An 18,267-nucleotide genomic window follows, 5' to 3' on the forward strand; every position below is an offset into this window, starting at 1 on the left:
ATGCTCAAACGTCTTGTATCGCTGGCGCTGTTTGTCTGTGCCCCCTTGTCTGCGGCACCCCATGCCACCGCTGACCGTTTGCAGCAATTGGCCAACGAGCCATTCTGGATTTCACTGGGTCACTACGAGGCAGGCAAGCTCGGTGGTTGGCGCAGCTATGTGACAGACCCGAAATTCTTTCTTTCTGCCAACGGTGCCCACGACCCGAAGGCGGAACTGAGCGCAACACTTGATGCCATTTATGCTCCCGTCACCAACGAACAGACCCACGCTCAGTGCGTGTACCCGGCCCGTACCCGCTGGCTGCGCGACCAACTGCAACTGACCGGCCTGCCGACGCCGGACTGCAAGGAGTTCAAGGACTGGTACAAGGATGTGGCCCCGGACAGCACCGTGCTGATCTTCCCGGCCGCGTACCTCAACAGCCCCTCCTCGATGTTTGGTCATACGTTGCTGCGCATCGACCCGGCCAGCGCGAAAACCAACAACACCACGTTACTGAGCTATGCAATCAACTTCGGTGCCTACATCGAGGGGATGGACAACAGCATTCTGTATGCCTGGAAAGGCTTGGCGGGCGGTTATCCAGGATTGTTTGCGCTGGTGCCCTATCAGGAAAAACTGTCGGAATACCGCAGCCTGGAAAACCGTGACCTGTGGGAATACCGGTTGAACCTGACCCCGGAAGAAACCGGGCGTATGGTCGAACATGTCTGGGAACTGAAACAGATCCGCTTCAGCTATTTTTTCTTTGACGAAAACTGCTCATACCGCCTGCTGGAATTGCTGCAGGTCGCCCGTCCGGGACTGAATCTTACCGAGCAGTTCGGTCTGACCGCGATTCCGACCGATACGGTCAAGGCGATCAAGGCCGCAGGACTGGTGGAGAAGATCGACTATCGCCCGTCCCGCGAGCGGGAACTGCTGAGCCGCGCCGCGCCCCTCGATGCCGATGAGCAACAATGGGTATTGAAAGTCAGTGCCGATCAGAAACAGTTGCAGGACAGCCAGTACCTCGCCCAGCCGAAAGAACGTCGCGCATTGATTCAAGACGCGGCCTATCGCCTGGAGCGCTACCGAGCCAATGGGCTTGAACGCGACACACAGCGCTCGCAACGCAGTTTCGAGCTGCTGCAGGCGATCAATCAGAACCCGCCACCACAACTGGACATCCCGCGCCCCGGCCTGCCGGAAGAAGGTCATGAATCACGTACCTGGCAATTGGGGGCCGGCACACGGGGTGACAAGGCGTTTGCCGAATACGGGCTGCGCATGGCCTATCACGACCTCAACGACAATGCCTATGGTTTTCCGCTGGGTGCACAAATCGAGATTCTGCAGCTCAAGGTGCGCCAATACGAGGGCAATGAATGGCAAGTGCAGCAACTGGATCTGGCCACCATCCGTTCCCTGACACCGCGCACCGAGCTGCTCAAACCCTGGTCCTGGCAGGTCACTGGCGGCCTGGAGCGAGTGCTCGGCAAGCACGGCGACGAAAACCTCGTCAGCCACGTCAATGGTGGCGGCGGCGGAACATGGCAATTGGCCGACGAAGTGCTCGGTTTTGCGTTGGGCACCGTACGGATCGAACACAACAACGATTTCGCCGAGTTTATCTCCCCTGCAGCTGGCTTCAATACCGGCGTGCTCTGGCGCAACCCGCTGGGTAACCTGAGCCTGGAAGCCAAGGGCGATTACTTCACCAACGGCGAGGTACGCCGCAGTATCAGCCTCAATCAGCAATGGGAGCTATCCCGCAACCTCGGCCTGCGCCTGAGCGCCCAGCGCGAGTTCAGCCAGATGAGCTCGCCGCAGAATGAGGTCATGCTTGAAGTGAAGTGGTATCACTATTGAGTCGAGCGGGTAAAGACACTGCGTTGCATCGCGCAAAGCACTGCGCAGGACTCTCCGCCAGTCGTTTAAGGCCTTTTTCCATGGTTCGCACCGCCAGTTGCTCGTCGTCCATCGAACAGGCCAGTAGCGGATGGGCGCAATTGAATGTCAGTGGACGGCTGAACATTTCGTCCGCCGGCGCGCCTTCGTCGAAACGCTCCAGGTCCAGCGCCAAGGCCTGATTGAACAGCGCGTTATTCAGCCGTGTCAGCGCTGGCTGACGGTGATCAATCGGTAAGGAATACGTGCTGGCGGCTATAGAACCATCGCTCTGCGAGGTTGCGTGCGAAACAGCTATTGCCGAACAAAGCGTGGCCTTGCCGGGCGCACAGCATCCCGTCAGGTGCCGAGCAATGGTCCTTAACACCCCCATCGACGAGCTTCCCGTCGCAGGGGCAAACAGAGCATAAGCTTGAATTCCAGCGTCTGTCTCTTTCACGCTGACTTCTCCTGTTTAAAGCGCCACTGGATCTGGCCGGCGGGCTGCGTGGGCGGGCATTCGGGGACGTCCGAATTCGCTTCGGAAGGTTTCGATGACCTGCTGGATCTGCTCGGCGAGTGCCTGAGTGATTTCAAGCGCGCGGGATAAATTGTCTGTCCCGTGCCCGGTGAGGTCGTGTGTGTAACGCAGGCACAGTGTGTTTTGCTCGATATCCAGCGCAATACTGGCCCCCAGGGTATGCGCTGGCGACAAATTCAGATGCAACGCAAGCGCCAGTAGCCGGCCATCCTGTTCAGGGTCGATGTAGCTCAAGGTGCTGATGACAAAAAGCGCATCCCCGCCAGCAGCGGGCACCAGCAGGCTGGTGTGATCGTTTTTTCCGTGCCATAGCAAATACCCTTCATCCCGAAGAGATTGCAAATCTGCAGCGTCATATCCAAGCCGTTTCAGGCTGTGTTCAAGCAGTCCGGTTGCGAACGCGATCATGGCATAGGTTCCTTGCAGTGAGTCCTGTCACTGAGTGGCGCAGGACGCGCCGGGGTTCCGGGTGGCCATGTCGATAACGCCACTATTGTGGCATCACACACTCCCTACATCGGTTTTACAAATAACTCACAAATTACCTTCTAGACTCCTCTCATAAGTAGAGGGAATCACCATGAAGCGGTATTGGCTGTTGTTGTCGCTGGCCATCGTGCTGGCAGGTTGTCAGTCCACCCGTGAGCAGATGCTGGCCGAGGGTTATCCACCGGGCTTTGCGGACGGTTATCAGGACGGCTGCAGCAGTGGCCGGGACGCAGCAGGTGCCAGCACCGGCCAGTTCAGAAAGAACGTGCCCCGCTACCTGAAGGACAAACTCTACGCCCAGGGCTGGGCCGATGGCTTTCGTCAGTGCCAGGCCTCGCAGGACAACCGCGACCGACTCGATCCCGGCCAGGTCTTCAATGAGCGCGATCGCGCCTGGGAGCAGGAAAAAACCCGCAGCGCGGCCAAGGCCTATCGTCCGAACTGATCAGACGCTTGCGCAATCCGACGAAACCAATGATGTCCTCTTGTGGCCTAAAGCCTATTAGGGAGGACACTTCATGAGCCGCGCATTTGTAAACGAAGACAACGCTGCCGCCGATGCCGAGCAACCGGTGGAGCGACTGGTCAGTACACAGACCAATTACGTCACTGCCGAAGGTTTGAAGTTGCTCAAGAAGCACGTCAGCAGCCTGCAGGCGCAGCACGGCGCTCAAACCGCACGGGGAGAGGCGGCTGACAAACAGCGGCAGGCCGACCTTGAACGCGACCTGCGTTATTTCACCCAGCGCCTGCAGAGCGCACAGGTAGTGGCACCGGCCGTGTCCACCGAAAAGGTGCAGATTGGCAGTTGGGTGACATTTGCGGATGAAGAAGACAACCGGCAGCGAGTGCATCTGGTCGGGGAAGATCAGGCAGATGCGGCCAGAGGGCTGATCAACTGGGGATCGCCACTGGGCCGCGCGTTGATCGGCGCGCAGAAAGGCGATGAAGTTGTGTGGGAGCGCCCGGCGGGCAATCAGTCGATCGAAATACTGCTGATCGAGCCCGACGCATGATGCGAGCGCTATAACCGATAACGGCAGCGCCGTTCCGGATCAGGAACGGCGCATGCCTCAGCGCTGATCAGGCCAGCTTTTTGTGACGTACACGGTGCGGCTGGGCAGCCGCCTCGCCCAGACGCTTTTTGCGGTCCGCTTCATACTCGGTGTAGTTGCCTTCGAAGAAGATCGCTTGCGAATCGTCTTCGTACGCCAGGATGTGCGTTGCCACGCGGTCCAGGAACCACCGATCGTGGGAGATCACAATGGCCGCGCCCGGGAAGTCCAGCAGCGCTTCCTCCAGCGAACGCAGGGTTTCCACGTCGAGGTCGTTGGACGGTTCGTCGAGCAGCAGCACGTTGCCGCCCTCTTTAAGCGTCAGCGCCAGGTGCAGACGGCCACGCTCACCACCGGACAGGTCCTTGACGAACTTCTGCTGATCGCCACCCTTGAAGTTGAAGCGGCCAACGTAGGTGCGCGACGGGATTTCATAGTTACCGATACGGATCACATCGGAGCCGTCGGACACTGCCTGAAACACCGATTTGCTGCCGTCCAGGTCATCGCGGCTCTGGTCCACGCAGGCCAGTTGCACGGTTTCGCCGACTTCAATACTCCCCGAATCCGGCTGCTCCTTGTCCATCAGCATGCGGAACAGGGTCGACTTACCGGCACCGTTACCGCCGATCACGCCCACGATGGCGCCTTTGGGCATGGAGAACGACAGGTTGTCGATCAGCACACGGTCGCCATAACCCTTGGTAACGTTCTTGAACTCGATGACCTTGTCACCCAGACGCGGACCGGCCGGAATGTAGATCTCGTTGGTCTCGCTGCGCTTCTGGAATTCCTGAGATTGCATCTCTTCGAAACGCTGCAGACGTGCCTTGGATTTGGACTGACGCGCCTTGGCACCCTTGCGGACCCACTCCAGCTCGTCTTTCATGGCCTTTTCGTGAGCCGTCTGCTGCTTGGACTCCTGCGCCAGACGGTCGGACTTGGCTTCAAGCCAGCCGGAGTAGTTGCCCTCGTAAGGAATGCCCGCACCGCGGTCGAGTTCCAGAATCCAGCCGGCCACGTTGTCCAGGAAGTAACGGTCGTGCGTGATGGCAACCACAGTACCCGGGAAATCGTGCAGGAAATGCTCGAGCCAGGCGACAGAGTCGGCATCCAGGTGGTTGGTCGGCTCGTCGAGGAGCAGCATGTCCGGTGCAGACAGCAGCAGGCGGCACAGCGCAACACGACGCTTTTCACCGCCTGACAGGACCGAAACCTTCGCATCCCAGGCGGGCAGGCGCAGCGCGTCGGCGGCGACTTCCAGCTGGCGCTCCAGGTTATGGCCGTCGCTGGCCTGCAGGATGGCTTCAAGCTTGGCCTGCTCGGCTGCCAGCTTGTCGAAATCGGCATCCGGCTCGGCGTACTCGGCGTAGACCTGATCGAGACGTGCCTGGGCATCCTTGATGACGCTGACCGCTTCTTCAACCACTTCACGAACGGTCTTGTTCGGATCAAGTTGTGGCTCTTGCGGCAGATAACCCACATTGAGCTCGGGCATCGGGCGCGCTTCGCCGTCAAATTCGGTGTCGACGCCCGCCATGATCTTCAACAGCGTGGACTTGCCCGACCCGTTGAGGCCCAGCACGCCGATCTTGGCACCCGGGAAGAAAGACAGAGAGATGTTTTTCAGGATTTCACGCTTCGGCGGCACAACTTTGCTCAGCCGATGCATGGTGTAGACGTATTGAGCCATGAAATGAAAACCTAGCGTCTGTAATGAGGACCGATTTGGATAGCGAGCTTAAAGCTCCGGCCGGAAAAAAGCTTTTATTTGTCCTTGAGACTTGCCGCGAGACCGTTCCAAGCCTTGAATTAACCCAGGCGGAACAGATCGGGGCCGTGCTGGCAAATATAAAGCCTGGTCGATATTGCAAAAAGTGGAGTCACTCATGCAGGAGTCGGTGGATACCACGCGTTGCGCAAAGCTACCCGAATGCAGCGTGCAGGGCAAACGATCCGGCCCAATGGGGCTGGCACTCTGCCACAAGTAAAGGCATGCTAGCCGCCCTCTTTGGGCGACCCGCTTATTTTACATAAAGCATCGCTGCTTCAGTCCAGCAGTCAGGAACAACGATTTGCCCACTTCAACGCCTCTGCCGTCATCCAGTGTCGCTACAGACAGTGCGACCAGGCCTTTGCGTGGCTCAGTAAAAGGTGTACTGGCGGCGCTGGTACTGGTGGTGCTTGCCCTGCTGCTCTGGCAATTGATCGAGCAGTTTCATCAGACTCAGGAGCGCCAGCGTCAGCGCAGCCTGGAATACAGCGTCCAGCTTTCCGACCGGATGAGCCTGAACATGGCGCTCAAGGCGCAAATCGCCATGAACCTGCTGGACGAAGCGCAATCCGCCGGCGACCGGCTGGAGCAGCCGACGGCGCTGGCCAGCCTGCGCATGGCCCTGCCCGCTCTGCGCAGCGCGGCCCGGCTGAACCCCACGGGTGACATCGTCAGTGACAGCGCCGAGGCATCGCGCGACGGGGAATTTCTCAAGCAGGCCATGAAAAAGGCGCAAGGCCACCCCTATTTCTACACAGGCACCGAAGACGGCAAACAGGTTTATGTACTGATTCGTCAGGGCGGCGGCGTTAGCGGCGACTACTGGGCCCTGCGCATGGCACCCGAGGCATTGAAAGACCTGGCCAGCCAGCCGGCTCAGGACTTTCAACATGTATGGCGCCTCGAACAGCGCAAGACCCAGCGGGTTATCCTCCGCGAACCGGCGCCCTCCAACGATGCGGACAGTGGCCTGTCCGAAACCGTCCTGCTTCAGCCGCTGAGCAACAGTGACTGGCAACTGCGAGGCCTGTTCGATACCTACAAGGCGCGCAGAGAACTGCTTGCGCCATTGATCGGCAAGTGCCTGATCGGCCTGCAGCTGTCGATCCTGCCGCTGATCGCCCTGATGAGTCTGCGCAAACGCCAGCGCCAGATGCTGCAAAGCCGACGCCGCTATCGCGATATCTTCGAAGGTGCGGGCGTTGCAATCTGTGTCATGGACATGTCCGGACTGCAGGAGCAACTGGAAGCACTTGAGGTCAGGACTGACGAAGACCTTGATCGCCTGCTTAAAAGCCAGCCAGCCTCGCTGAAAAGACTGTTGCAGCAGTTGCGAATCAGCGAACTCAACGAAGTTGCCCTGGGCCTGCTGGAAATCGAACACAGTGAACAAGCGTGGCAGCCGCTGATCGAGGGTGAATCGCGGTCGCGCCCCGGCATTGGCATCCAGGTGATTCAGGCTGTTCTGGCCGGGCAGCCACGGCTGGAACTGGAAATCTGCCTGACCCGCGCAAGCGGACAGGATCAGCATCTCTGGCTGGTCATGCGCCTGCCCGAGGCACGCAGCGACTTCGACGCCGTGATTCTCAGCATCGGCGATATCACCAGCCGCAAACAGATCGAGCTGTCATTGCTGGACCGTGAAAGCTTCTGGTCCGATGTGGTGCGGACCGTGCCGGACCACTTGTACGTTCAGGACGTGCTCAGCCAGCGTGTGATCTACAGCAATCACCATTTCGGCTACACGCTGGGCTACAGCAAGTCCGAGCTGCGCGTCATGGGCGAGTTTTTCTGGGAAATTCTGCTGCACCCTGATGACGCCCGAAGCTATCAGGACATGCGCCTGCGTCAGCGCCATCACGGTCATAACGAGCTATTGCAATGCGTGTTGCGTTTCAAGGATCGCGAGAATAACTGGCGTTGCTTCGATGTTCGCGAGCAGGCATTGGCCTGGGACGCAGAACACCTGGTCACGCGCATCATCGGCATTGCCAAGGATATTACCGAACAGGTTGCATCCAGCCAGTCGCTGCGTGACAGTGAGCAGCGCTACCGCATGCTCGCCGAAAGCATCAGCGATGTGATCTTTTCCACCGACGGCCAACTGGTGGTCAATTACGTCAGCCCCTCGGTGGAACGCGCGCTGGGTTACAGCGCCGAATGGATTATCCGCAACGGCTGGTCCGCCGCCATTGCCAACCCGCAACAAGTGCTCGGTTTCGACGCGCTCATCAGCCGCATCGGCAAGGTGCTTCACAAACCTCAGGAGCTCGCCAGACTGCGCGAAGAGGTGACGACCAGAATGTTTCTGTTCGACTGCCTGCGGGCAGACGGTCGCAAGATCCCGGTGGAGCTGCGAGTGGTACTGGTGTGGGACGAACATGGTCATTTCGAGGGCATATTCGGTGTTGGGCGGGACATCAGTCAGCAGCGGCGGGCTGAAAAAGACCTGCGCATGGCGGCCACGGTATTTGAACACTCGACATCGGCCATTCTGATCACCGACCCCGCTGGCTATATCGTGCAGGCCAACGAGGCGTTCACCCGTGTCAGCGGTTACGAAGTGGCCCAGGTACTCGACCAGTTGCCGGGCATGCTCACGGTGGAGTCCGATCAGGAAACCCATCTGCGCTATATCCTCAGGCAATTGAACGGCCAGGGCACATGGGAGGGCGAGATCAGGCTGAAGCGCCGCAACGGCGAACATTACCCGGCCTGGGTCGGCATTACCGCAGTGCTCGATGACGAAGGCGATCTGGCCAGTTATGTGTGCTTTTTCAGCGATATCAGCGAGCGCAAGGCCAGCGAGGACCGTATTCACCGCCTGGCTTATTATGACGCCCTGACGCATCTGCCCAATCGCACCCTGTTTCAGGATCGCCTGCATTCGGCGCTGCAGCAGGCCGAGCGCCAACAGGCATGGGTGGTGCTGATGTTCCTCGACCTCGACCGCTTCAAGCCGATCAACGACTCTCTGGGCCACGCTGCCGGCGACCGGATGCTTCAGGAGATGGCCACGCGGCTGCTCACCTGCGTGTCTTCCGACGACACCGTGGCACGTATGGGCGGCGATGAATTCACCCTGTTGCTGCAGCCTGACACTTCGCGCGAAGCCGCACTGACTCGCGCCATTCACGTGGCCGAACGGATTCTGACCAGCCTGGTAACGCCGTTTGTGCTTGAAGGCCGCGAGTTCTTTGTCACCGCCAGTATCGGCATCGCGCTCAGCCCGCAGGACGGCAATGAACTGAGCCAGTTGATGAAGAACGCCGATACCGCGATGTATCACGCCAAAGAACGCGGCAAGAACAACTTCCAGTTCTATCAGGCGGACATGAACGCGACGGCGCTGGAACGTCTGGAGCTGGAAAGCGATCTGCGTCACGCCCTGGAACAGCAGGAGTTCACCCTCTATTACCAGCCGCAGTTCAGCGGTGACGGCAAGCGCCTGACAGGCGCGGAAGCCCTGCTGCGCTGGCGCCATCCACGTCGCGGGCTGGTTCCGCCCAACGACTTCATCCCGGTGCTCGAAGAGCTCGGGCTGGTTGTGGAAGTCGGCGACTGGGTCCTCAGCGAAGCGTGCCGTCAGCTCAAGCATTGGCATCAGGCGCGGGTCCGCGTCCCCAAAGTGTCGGTCAACATTTCGGCGCGACAGTTCTCGGACGGCCAGCTTGGCAAGCGCATCGCCAACATTCTGGAGCAGACCGGCCTGTCACCCGCGTGTCTGGAACTGGAGCTGACTGAAAGCATCCTGATGCGCGAGGTCAACGAAGCCATGCAGATACTCGACGGTCTGAAAAACCTTGGCCTGAGTATCGCCGTTGACGACTTCGGCACCGGCTACTCGTCGCTGAACTACCTCAAACAGTTCCCGATCGACGTGCTGAAGATCGACCGCACCTTCGTGGACGGCCTGCCGTCCGGCGAGCAGGACGCCCAGATCGCCCGCGCCATCATCGCCATGGCCCACAGCCTGAACCTCTCGGTCATCGCCGAAGGCGTGGAAACCCACGAGCAACTGGAGTTTCTTCGCGAGCACGACTGCGACGAAGTCCAGGGCTACCTGTTCGGCCGCCCGATGCCAGCAAGCCAGTTCGAAGCACAATTCAGCAACGACGCACTGTTCATGCTGGATTAGGGGCAGCTGCAAGCTGAGCGATAGGCAAAAAAAACGTGTTCTCCCGAACACCTGTCGTTCCTCACGCACCCGCGTAGAAATGCCGTTCGGGACGCTCTGCGCTGCAAGCTCGGGACAGGACGCGGAGCATCGGCACGATAGTTACAAAACTATCGTTCCTCACGCTCCAGCGTGGGAATGCCGTTCGGGACGCTCTGCGTCCTATCCCGGCCGCGATGCGTAACTCAAGCCGAGCGGTAGACAGTCAAGCTTGCCGCTTGAACCTGTTTGCTACTCAAGATGATTCCCTTTCATATGCCAGATAAAACCCGATGGGGTAGAATACCCGCCTTTTCCGCCATGCCCCCTTGAGGACTGCCATGTTCAGCCGTGATTTGACTCTCGCCAAGTACGACGCCGATCTGTTTGCCGCCATGGAGCAAGAAGCTCTGCGTCAGGAAGAACACATCGAGCTGATTGCCTCGGAAAACTACACCAGTCCGGCCGTCATGGAAGCTCAGGGCTCGGTGCTGACCAACAAGTACGCCGAAGGCTACCCAGGCAAGCGCTACTACGGTGGCTGCGAATACGTCGACGTTGTCGAGCAACTGGCCATCGACCGCGCCAAGGAACTGTTCGGTGCCGATTACGCCAACGTTCAGCCACACGCTGGCTCGCAAGCCAACTCGGCGGTCTATCTGGCCCTGCTGCAAGGCGGCGACACCATTCTGGGCATGAGCCTGGCCCACGGTGGTCACCTGACCCACGGTGCAAGCGTTTCGTCCTCGGGCAAGCTGTACAACGCCGTTCAGTACGGCATCGACGCCAACGGCATGATCGACTACGACGAAGTCGAGCGCCTGGCCGTCGAGCACAAGCCGAAAATGATCGTCGCAGGCTTCTCTGCCTACTCGCAGATCCTCGACTTCCCGCGCTTCCGCGCAATCGCCGACAAGGTCGGTGCCTACCTGTTCGTCGACATGGCTCACGTAGCCGGTCTGGTCGCTGCAGGCGTCTACCCGAACCCGGTTCCGTTCGCTGATGTCGTGACCACCACCACGCACAAGACCCTGCGCGGTCCACGTGGCGGTCTGATTCTGGCGCGTGCCAATGCCGAGATCGAAAAGAAGCTGAACTCCGCCGTGTTCCCGGGCGCACAGGGCGGCCCGCTGGAGCACGTTATCGCGGCCAAGGCCGTGTGCTTCAAGGAAGCGCTGCAACCTGAGTTCAAGACCTACCAGCAACAAGTGGTCAAGAACGCCAAGGCAATGGCAGGTGTGTTCATCGAGCGCGGTTTCGACGTGGTTTCCGGCGGCACTGAAAACCACCTGTTCCTGCTGTCGCTGATCAAACAGGACATCTCCGGTAAAGACGCCGACGCTGCACTGGGTCGCGCCTTTATCACCGTGAACAAGAACTCCGTGCCCAACGACCCGCGCTCCCCGTTCGTCACTTCCGGTCTGCGCTTCGGCACACCAGCTGTGACCACGCGCGGCTTCAAGGAAGCAGAGTGCAAGGAACTGGCCGGCTGGATCTGCGACATCCTGGCTGACCTGAACAACGAGGCCGTGATCGACGCCGTTCGTGAGAAGGTCAAGGCCATCTGCGCCAGGCTGCCGGTTTACGGCGCTTGATAAGCCCCGTTTAAACGCAATACCGAAAGCCCCGGCTCGTGAGAGTCGGGGCTTTTTGCTGCGTACTCAAAGCATTTCCAAGCCAGATATCAGCCCTTTCTCTCCTGAACTGCAGCTATTTCCTACAGAACATCAGCATCAAATGTGCAAGCATGCGCGGCCTGCATACACGAGCGTGAACATGATTCCTGTCGCCAGACTCACCGACCCACATGCCTGCCCGATACCCGGCCACGGACTTACACCCCTGGTCTCCGCCAGCCCCACCGTTCTCCTCAATGGCCTGCCGGTCGCCCGGACAGGCGACCGGGCCGCTTGCGGGGCCGTCATTGTTTCCGGCTTCACCGACATACTCGTCGACGGACGCCCCATGGCTCACATGGGGAGCCTCGGCAGCCATGGTGGCACTATCATTACCGGAAGCCAGGACAGCTTCGGCGGTAGTTGACTTCGCAAGGCCCGGTGCAAATCTGAGTAATAAATCGAGCCTGCGCGCCCCCTGTCACCCCACCATCGCCGCAAACCCCGCCCGAATCTTCTCCTCCGGCAGTTCGTCGGCAATAAATACGATCACGCTCTCGCGCTGCTCGCCTTCGGCCCACTCCGCATCCCAGTCGAAGCCGTACAACTTGAGGACGCCCTGGAACACCATCTTGCGGGGCTCGTCTTCAATGTTGAGCACACCTTTATAACGCAGCAGTTGCTTGCCGTGGTCTTCGAGCAGCTCGTTCATGAACTCGCTGAGACGGTCCAGATTCAGCGGTTTTTCGCTACGCAGGACGAGACTGGTGATGCGGTCGCCGGAGTTGCCGACCGGAGCCAGCGGGCGCAGGGTCATGCCGCCGCCCAGGTCGGCGTTGAGGTTGAAGCCGCGTACGTCGAGCAGCTCGGCCAGATCGATGTTGCCGTGCTCGACGGTACGGATCGGCGCACGGCGGTTGATGCGGGTCAGGCGTGCGCTCAGGGCGTCGAACGCTGTGTCATCGACAAGGTCGCGTTTGCTCACCAGCAGCCGGTCGGCAAAGCCGATCTGTGCCTGAGCGATGGTTTGCGCCAGATGGGTATCGGCGTGAGCGGCGTCGACCAGGGTAATGATGCCATCGAGAATGTAGCGCTCGCGCAACTCTTCATCGATGAAAAACGTCTGGGCGACAGGCGCCGGGTCGGCCAGGCCGGTGCACTCGATCACCAGCCGGTCAAAAGCAATCTCGCCGCTGTCCAGACGCTCCAGCAGCAGGTAGAGCGCCTTGGTCAGGTCGGTGTGGATGGTGCAGCACACGCAGCCGTTGGACAGGGTCATGATCTGCACCGGGTCGGTGCCGAGCAACTGGCTGTCGATGCCTGCATCGCTGAATTCGTTTTCGATCACGGCGATCTTCAGGCCGTGTTCGGCCTTGAGCAGGTGGCGCAGCAAGGTGGTCTTGCCTGCGCCCAGAAAACCGGTCAACACGGTCACGGGGATGGGTTGCAACTCAGTCATAAGGCTCCTGGCGTGATGCCGTCAGCTGAAATGAAAACGCGCCACAGGTGATGGCCTGCGGCGCGTCGGGTCAAACAATAACGCAGATCAGAGGATCAGCAGCACTTCGGACCGCCCTTGCCACCGTAACGCGCCTCTTGCCGCTCCCGGAAGAACTGCTCGTAGGTCATCATCGGCTTGTCCGGGTGGGTGTTCTGCATGTGCTCGACGTAGGTATCGTAGTCAGGCATGCCCACCATCAGGCGTGCGGCCTGACCAAGGTATTTGCCGAGGCGACTCAGGTCATTGAACATGGGCAAATCCTCTGTGGGTAAGCATCATCACACCTGCGACGCTGGCGGCATGGCCTGAAACGGCGCTTCCTTGTCGGTGCGTTCCTTGATGCTCCAGGCAGCACGGCCCACTTTGATGGCGTAGAACAGGATGCTGAACACCACAAACAGGAACAGCACAGTCAACCCGGCGTTGGTGTACGCATTGAAAATTACGTGCTGCATCTGGTCCATGGTCTTGGCCGGAGCCAGAATCTGGCCGGCATCTGCCGCTGCACTGTATTTTTTCGCCAACGCCAGGAAGCCGACGGCGGGGTTGGCGTCGAACAGCTTGATCAGGCCGGCGGTCACGGTGCAGATCAACAGCCAGGCGGCAGGCAGCATGGTCACCCACACATAGCGCTGACGCTTCATCTTGATCAGCACAACGCTGGCCAGCATCAGGGCGATACCGGCAAGCATCTGGTTAGAGATACCAAACAGCGGCCACAGGGTATTGATGCCGCCCAGCGGGTCGATCACGCCTTGATAGAGCAGATAGCCCCATAGCGCCACGCAGCCGCCGGTGCCGATGGCATTGGCCGTCCATGACTCGGTGCGTTTCAGGGCCGGCACGAAGCTGCCGAGCAGGTCCTGCAGCATGAAGCGGCCGGCACGTGTGCCGGCGTCGACCGCAGTCAGAATGAACAGCGCCTCAAACAGAATCGCGAAGTGGTACCAGAACGCCATGGTGTTTTCACCCGGCAGCACCTGGTGCAGGATCTGCGCGATACCGACGGCCAGCGTCGGCGCACCACCGGCACGCGCCAGCACGGTGTTCTCGCCAATGTCTTTCGCGACGGCCGTGAGTTGCTCCGGCGTGATGGCAAAACCCCAGCTGGAAACCGTCTGCGCGACCGTCACCACGTCACCGCCCACCACGGCTGCCGGGCTGTTCATGGCGAAGTACACACCCGGCTCGATCACCGAAGCGGCAACCATCGCCATGATGGCCACGAACGACTCCATCAACATGCCACCGTAACCGATGTAGCGAGCGTTCCTTTCGTTATCCAGCAGCTTGGGCGTGGTGCCCGAAGAGATCAGCGCGTGGAAACCCGACACCGCACCGCAGGCGATGGTGATGAACAGGAACGGGAACAATGCGCCCTTCCAGACCGGACCTGTGCCGTTGGTGAACTGGGTCAGGGCGGGCATTTTCAGCTCGGGAGCCAGAATCAGGATGCCGATTGCCAGTGCCAGGATGGTGCCGATTTTCAGGAAGGTCGACAGGTAGTCACGGGGGGCAAGCAGCAGCCAGACCGGCAGCATTGCGGCGACAAAACCATAACCCACGAGCATCCAGGTGATCTGCACGCCGGTGAAGGTGAACATCGGGCCCCAGGTCGGATCGGCCGCCACCGCGCCGCCTACCCAGATGGAAGCCAGCAGCAGAAGGACACCGATAATGGAGATTTCACCGATGCGGCCCGGACGGATGTAGCGCATATAGATGCCCATGAACATCGCCGTCGGGATCGTCGCCATGACCGTGAACATGCCCCACGGACTCTCGGCCAGGGCCTTGACCACGATCAGCGCCAGCACCGCCAGAATGATGATCATGATCAGGAAACAGCCGAACAAGGCGATGGTCCCGGGAATACGGCCCATTTCCTCGCGCACCATGTCGCCCAGCGAACGACCGTTGCGACGCGTGGAAAGGAACAGGATCATGAAGTCCTGCACCGCACCCGCCAGCACCACGCCGGCAATCAGCCAGAGCGTGCCGGGCAGATAACCCATTTGCGCCGCCAGCACCGGGCCGACCAGCGGACCTGCGCCAGCGATGGCCGCAAAATGGTGACCGAAAAGAATGTGTTTATTGGTCGGCACATAGTCCAGACCGTCGTTGTTGACCACCGCCGGTGTCGCACGCAACGGATCGAGCTGCATGACATGGGTGGCGATGAACAGACTGTAGTAACGATAAGCAACCAGATAAATGGCCACCGCGGCAACCACTATCCACAAGGCGTTGATCGCCTCACCGCGACGCAAGGCCACGACCCCAAGGGCACATGCCCCGACAATTGCGACGATGAGCCAGGGAACATGGCGCATCAGACTATTATTATTTTTCATTTTTTTTATTCCAGCAGAGTTGACTAGAAGGCAAGCAGTGCGAGTTTAGCGCCGGATCAGCGAAAGGCCACCCCCAACCATGGTCTAGACCGAAATTTGATCAATTGCGGCAGATACCCGGCATAGAGGGCTGGAATGGACTCGACAGATGGTTGCCTGATCACAAAACCGTGACACAGAACTGTTGCGCAATGGCTTTCAGGTCTATCGTGCATGGACAACAGAATCGATCAGATAACGACCTGCCCGCTGACCTCGGGTGCGGTCAACAAGAGAGTTCATTCGATGACCGACTCACATGCGGATCGCCGTCGTTTCAAGCGCATTGCCTTCGACGCCAAAACCGATTTGAACCAGGGCAGCCAGACCTGGAGGGTTCAACTGATCGACCTTTCCCTGAAAGGTCTGCTGATCGAACGACCTGAGTCATGGACGGGCGATCAGGCCCGGCCCTTCGAGGTCGATATACGCCTGAGCAATGATGCGCACGTGAAAATGGATGTCGAAATGACCCACGATAATAACCGGCAACTGGGTTTTGTCTGCCGGCATATCGGGCTGGAGTCGATCAGCCATTTGCGGCGACTGATCGAGCTCAATCTTGCGGATCAGGCCGAACTGGACCGCGAACTGGCAGCATTGATCGAACTCTAGACCGGTCTACTCGAACAGCGCATCGAGTGCCTGCTCAAGGCGCGTGACGGCGATGATCTGCAGGCCGGGCGGTGCTTCCTTCGGCGCGTTGCCTTTAGGCACGATGGCACGTTTGAAGCCGTGCTTGGCGGCCTCCTTGAGGCGCTCCTGCCCGCTGGGCACCGGCCTGACCTCACCGGACAGCCCTACTTCGCCAAACACCAGCAAGTCGTGCGGCAGCGGACGATTGCGCAGGCTGGACATCACTGCCGCCATCAAGGCCAGATCGGATGCGGTTTCCAGCACTTTCACACCGCCCACCACGTTGAGAAACACGTCCTGATCATGGGTCGGAATACCGCCGTGTCGATGCAGCACCGCCAACAGCATGGCCAGGCGATTCTGATCCAGGCCCAGCGTCACACGACGCGGATTGGACATGTGGCTATCGTCGACCAGTGCCTGAACCTCCACCAGCATCGGCCGCGTGCCTTCCCAGGTAGCCATGACCACACTGCCCGGCACTTCTTCCTGCGCACGGGTAAGAAAAATCGCCGACGGGTTGGAGACTTCTTTAAGCCCCTTGTCGGTCATGCCGAATACGCCCAGCTCGTTTACCGCGCCAAAGCGGTTCTTCACCGCCCGCAGCAGCCGCAGGCGACCATCCGACTCGCCCTCGAAATACAATACGGTGTCGACCATGTGCTCAAGCACACGCGGGCCGGCCAGGGCGCCTTCCTTGGTGACATGACCAACCAGGAAGATCGCAGTACCGCTTTGTTTAGCGTAACGCACCAGCAAGGCGGCGCTTTCACGAACCTGAGACACACCGCCCGGTGCGGATTGCAATTGCTCGGTGAAAATTGTCTGGATCGAATCGATCACCATGACCTTGGGCTTCTCGACCTTTGCCGTGGCAATGATGGTCTCGATGCAGGTTTCGGTCATGACCCGCAGCTTGTCCTGCGGCAGCCCCAGACGACGGGCGCGCATGGCCACCTGCTGCTGGGATTCCTCACCGGTGACATACAACGCAGGCATGCGCTGGGCGATATTGCACAGCGTCTGCAAGAGGATCGTGGATTTGCCGATGCCGGGGTCGCCGCCGATCAACACCACCGAACCATCGACCAGACCACCGCCCAGCACTCTGTCCAGTTCGGTGGAGTTGGTGGAAAAGCGCGGAATTTCTTCAACGCTGACTTCCGCCAGAGTCCTGATCTGCGCCTGAGAACCGGTCCAGCCGGTACGCCCGGTGGGTGGCGCGGCGGCACCACTTTCAATCATGGTTTCGACCAGTGTGTTCCACGCACCGCATTCGCCGCACTGGCCCGCCCACTTGGGAAATGTCGCGCCGCACTCGGTGCAGCCGTACAAGCGTTTGGCCTTGGCCATGACAACCCCAGTCGTAAAAAACGCCCATGATAACGCAGGTTGCGGCACCTGCCAGTCGCTGGGCGACGACTGCTTTTGAAAACCGGATAAAACTTACGCGGACGACTCCGGTCGATTGAACGTGGCACGGGCGGCAACAGTGCGTCTGGGCTACACTCATCCGGATCAAATTTATCTGCTACAAGGAATTACCCCATGAGCGTGCTTAAGGAATTCAAGGCATTCGCGGTCAAAGGCAACGTAGTCGATATGGCCGTCGGTATCATCATCGGCGCGGCATTTGGCAAGATCGTTTCTTCGTTCGTCGGCGATGTCATCATGCCGCCGTTGGGCCTTTTAATTGGCGGCGTCGACTTCAGTGACCTGGCCGTTACCCTGCGTCCTGCGCAAGGTACTGCCCCGGCAGTGCTGCTGGCATACGGCAAGTTCATCCAGACCGTCATCGACTTCATCATTGTTGCATTCGCAATCTTCATGGGCGTCAAGGCCATCAACCGCCTCAAGCGCGAAGAGGCCAAGGCCCCGACCCTGCCACCGACGCCCTCCAAGCAGGAAGTTCTGTTGAGCGAAATTCGTGACCTGCTCAAGGAACAAAACACACCGTCAGCGCCAGTCACTGTGGACCCTGCTCGTCCACTTTGATTGAGTAAGACCTGAGGGCTATCGTCCCCATGCTCCGCGTGGGGACACATTTCCGGATGCTCTGCGTCTAGCGTTGAGTGCAGTGACGCAGAGCGTCACGAACTGCATTCCGACGCGGAGCGTCGGCACGATAGTCATCAGCTTTTGCCCTGTGCCTTAACCACACTGCTCTAAAAACGCTTTTCAACCGCGATCGCACAAACGACGCCAAGTGCGACGTAAGTGACGGCTGAGTCCTG

General features: G+C 59.6%; 14 protein-coding genes and 1 pseudogene. 8 read left to right on the forward strand and 7 right to left on the reverse strand.

Annotated elements, in window-relative coordinates; genetic code table 11:
* Positions 1 to 1,854 carry an Lnb N-terminal periplasmic domain-containing protein gene (locus ALO80_RS00350; RefSeq protein WP_055007504.1) on the forward strand — a complete coding sequence of 618 codons (1,854 nt, stop codon included), beginning with the start codon at positions 1 to 3 and terminating at the stop codon, positions 1,852 to 1,854.
* Here ALO80_RS00350 and ALO80_RS31815 read toward each other — a convergent pair.
* Entirely contained in the window at positions 1,823 to 2,332 is a 510-nt protein-coding gene (locus tag ALO80_RS31815; protein WP_235812426.1) for a type III effector, read from the reverse strand. The two genes, ALO80_RS00350 and ALO80_RS31815, sit on opposite strands and share 32 nt — an antisense overlap.
* Before the next feature lie 15 nt (positions 2,333 to 2,347).
* Positions 2,348 to 2,821 carry a CesT family type III secretion system chaperone gene (locus tag ALO80_RS00355; RefSeq protein ID WP_055007505.1) on the reverse strand — a complete coding sequence of 158 codons (474 nt, stop codon included), beginning with the start codon at positions 2,819 to 2,821 and terminating at the stop codon, positions 2,348 to 2,350.
* 172 nt (positions 2,822 to 2,993) lie between these two features.
* Here ALO80_RS00355 and ALO80_RS00360 point away from each other — a divergent pair, with 172 nt between their 5' ends.
* Both ALO80_RS00360 and ALO80_RS00365 read left to right on the forward strand, forming a co-directional pair.
* On the forward strand, positions 2,994 to 3,347 hold the full coding sequence (locus tag ALO80_RS00360; RefSeq protein ID WP_055007506.1) for a lipoprotein: 354 nt from the start codon (positions 2,994 to 2,996) through the stop codon (positions 3,345 to 3,347).
* A gap of 73 nt (positions 3,348 to 3,420) precedes the next feature.
* Positions 3,421 to 3,918 (forward strand): GreA/GreB family elongation factor, encoded by a 498-nt coding sequence (locus tag ALO80_RS00365; RefSeq protein WP_055007507.1) that lies wholly within the window; start codon positions 3,421 to 3,423, stop codon positions 3,916 to 3,918.
* Between the two features lie 67 nt (positions 3,919 to 3,985).
* Here ALO80_RS00365 and ettA read toward each other — a convergent pair whose 3' ends face one another.
* Positions 3,986 to 5,650 carry an energy-dependent translational throttle protein EttA gene (gene ettA / locus ALO80_RS00370; RefSeq protein ID WP_055007508.1) on the reverse strand — a complete coding sequence of 555 codons (1,665 nt, stop codon included), beginning with the start codon at positions 5,648 to 5,650 and terminating at the stop codon, positions 3,986 to 3,988.
* Positions 5,651 to 6,032: 382 nt separating this feature from the next.
* Between ettA and ALO80_RS00375 the strand changes: the two genes are divergently transcribed.
* The 3 genes and pseudogenes from ALO80_RS00375 to ALO80_RS28740 form a co-directional block, all read left to right on the forward strand.
* Complete coding sequence (locus tag ALO80_RS00375) at positions 6,033 to 9,869, forward strand: sensor domain-containing protein (protein WP_083493085.1); 3,837 nt, start codon at positions 6,033 to 6,035, stop codon at positions 9,867 to 9,869.
* Between the two features lie 359 nt (positions 9,870 to 10,228).
* Positions 10,229 to 11,482 (forward strand): serine hydroxymethyltransferase, encoded by a 1,254-nt coding sequence (gene glyA, locus ALO80_RS00380; RefSeq protein WP_055007509.1) that lies wholly within the window; start codon positions 10,229 to 10,231, stop codon positions 11,480 to 11,482.
* A gap of 181 nt (positions 11,483 to 11,663) precedes the next feature.
* Positions 11,664 to 11,927 (forward strand): annotated as a pseudogene (locus ALO80_RS28740) (PAAR domain-containing protein); the annotation flags it as partial.
* Positions 11,928 to 11,984: 57 nt separating this feature from the next.
* Here the strand turns inward: ALO80_RS28740 and yjiA are convergent.
* From yjiA to ALO80_RS00400, 3 genes are all read right to left on the reverse strand, one after another.
* Entirely contained in the window at positions 11,985 to 12,962 is a 978-nt protein-coding gene (gene yjiA / locus ALO80_RS00390; RefSeq protein ID WP_055007511.1) for a GTPase, read from the reverse strand.
* Between the two features lie 95 nt (positions 12,963 to 13,057).
* A complete protein-coding gene (locus ALO80_RS00395) occupies positions 13,058 to 13,255 on the reverse strand; it encodes a YbdD/YjiX family protein (RefSeq protein WP_002555232.1) in 198 nt (65 codons plus the stop codon).
* A gap of 27 nt (positions 13,256 to 13,282) precedes the next feature.
* Positions 13,283 to 15,358: a carbon starvation CstA family protein gene (locus ALO80_RS00400; RefSeq protein WP_055007512.1), complete on the reverse strand. Its 2,076-nt coding sequence runs from the start codon at positions 15,356 to 15,358 to the stop codon at positions 13,283 to 13,285.
* A gap of 285 nt (positions 15,359 to 15,643) precedes the next feature.
* Between ALO80_RS00400 and ALO80_RS00405 the strand changes: the two genes are divergently transcribed.
* Entirely contained in the window at positions 15,644 to 16,012 is a 369-nt protein-coding gene (locus ALO80_RS00405) for a PilZ domain-containing protein (RefSeq protein ID WP_055007517.1), read from the forward strand.
* Positions 16,013 to 16,018: 6 nt separating this feature from the next.
* Here ALO80_RS00405 and radA read toward each other — a convergent pair whose 3' ends face one another.
* Positions 16,019 to 17,386, reverse strand: coding sequence for a DNA repair protein RadA (gene radA / locus ALO80_RS00410; protein ID WP_024664007.1), 1,368 nt, complete (start codon positions 17,384 to 17,386; stop codon positions 16,019 to 16,021).
* A gap of 195 nt (positions 17,387 to 17,581) precedes the next feature.
* Here radA and mscL point away from each other — a divergent pair, with 195 nt between their 5' ends.
* The gene (gene mscL, locus ALO80_RS00415) at positions 17,582 to 18,028 is read left to right on the forward strand and encodes a large-conductance mechanosensitive channel protein MscL (RefSeq protein WP_055007513.1); all 447 of its coding nucleotides are present in this window, start codon (positions 17,582 to 17,584) and stop codon (positions 18,026 to 18,028) included.
* The last annotated feature ends 239 nt before the right edge of the window (positions 18,029 to 18,267 follow it).

Origin of the sequence: Pseudomonas caricapapayae (assembly GCF_001400735.1) — a bacterium.
Taxonomy (GTDB): domain Bacteria; phylum Pseudomonadota; class Gammaproteobacteria; order Pseudomonadales; family Pseudomonadaceae; genus Aquipseudomonas; species Aquipseudomonas caricapapayae.

Bases quoted from the DNA above. Each gene is read 5' to 3' on its own strand.
- ALO80_RS00350 (WP_055007504.1), top strand. From the start codon at position 1: ATGCTCAAACGTCTTGTATCGCTGGCGCTGTTTGTCTGTGCCCCCTTG.
- ALO80_RS00355 (WP_055007505.1), bottom strand. From the start codon at position 2,821: ATGATCGCGTTCGCAACCGGACTGCTTGAACACAGCCTGAAACGGCTT.
- ALO80_RS00360 (WP_055007506.1), top strand. From the start codon at position 2,994: ATGAAGCGGTATTGGCTGTTGTTGTCGCTGGCCATCGTGCTGGCAGGT.
- ALO80_RS00365 (WP_055007507.1), top strand. From the start codon at position 3,421: ATGAGCCGCGCATTTGTAAACGAAGACAACGCTGCCGCCGATGCCGAG.
- ettA (WP_055007508.1), bottom strand. From the start codon at position 5,650: ATGGCTCAATACGTCTACACCATGCATCGGCTGAGCAAAGTTGTGCCG.
- glyA (WP_055007509.1), top strand. From the start codon at position 10,229: ATGTTCAGCCGTGATTTGACTCTCGCCAAGTACGACGCCGATCTGTTT.
- yjiA (WP_055007511.1), bottom strand. From the start codon at position 12,962: ATGACTGAGTTGCAACCCATCCCCGTGACCGTGTTGACCGGTTTTCTG.
- ALO80_RS00395 (WP_002555232.1), bottom strand. From the start codon at position 13,255: ATGTTCAATGACCTGAGTCGCCTCGGCAAATACCTTGGTCAGGCCGCA.
- ALO80_RS00400 (WP_055007512.1), bottom strand. From the start codon at position 15,358: ATGAAAAATAATAATAGTCTGATGCGCCATGTTCCCTGGCTCATCGTC.
- ALO80_RS00405 (WP_055007517.1), top strand. From the start codon at position 15,644: ATGACCGACTCACATGCGGATCGCCGTCGTTTCAAGCGCATTGCCTTC.
- radA (WP_024664007.1), bottom strand. From the start codon at position 17,386: ATGGCCAAGGCCAAACGCTTGTACGGCTGCACCGAGTGCGGCGCGACA.
- mscL (WP_055007513.1), top strand. From the start codon at position 17,582: ATGAGCGTGCTTAAGGAATTCAAGGCATTCGCGGTCAAAGGCAACGTA.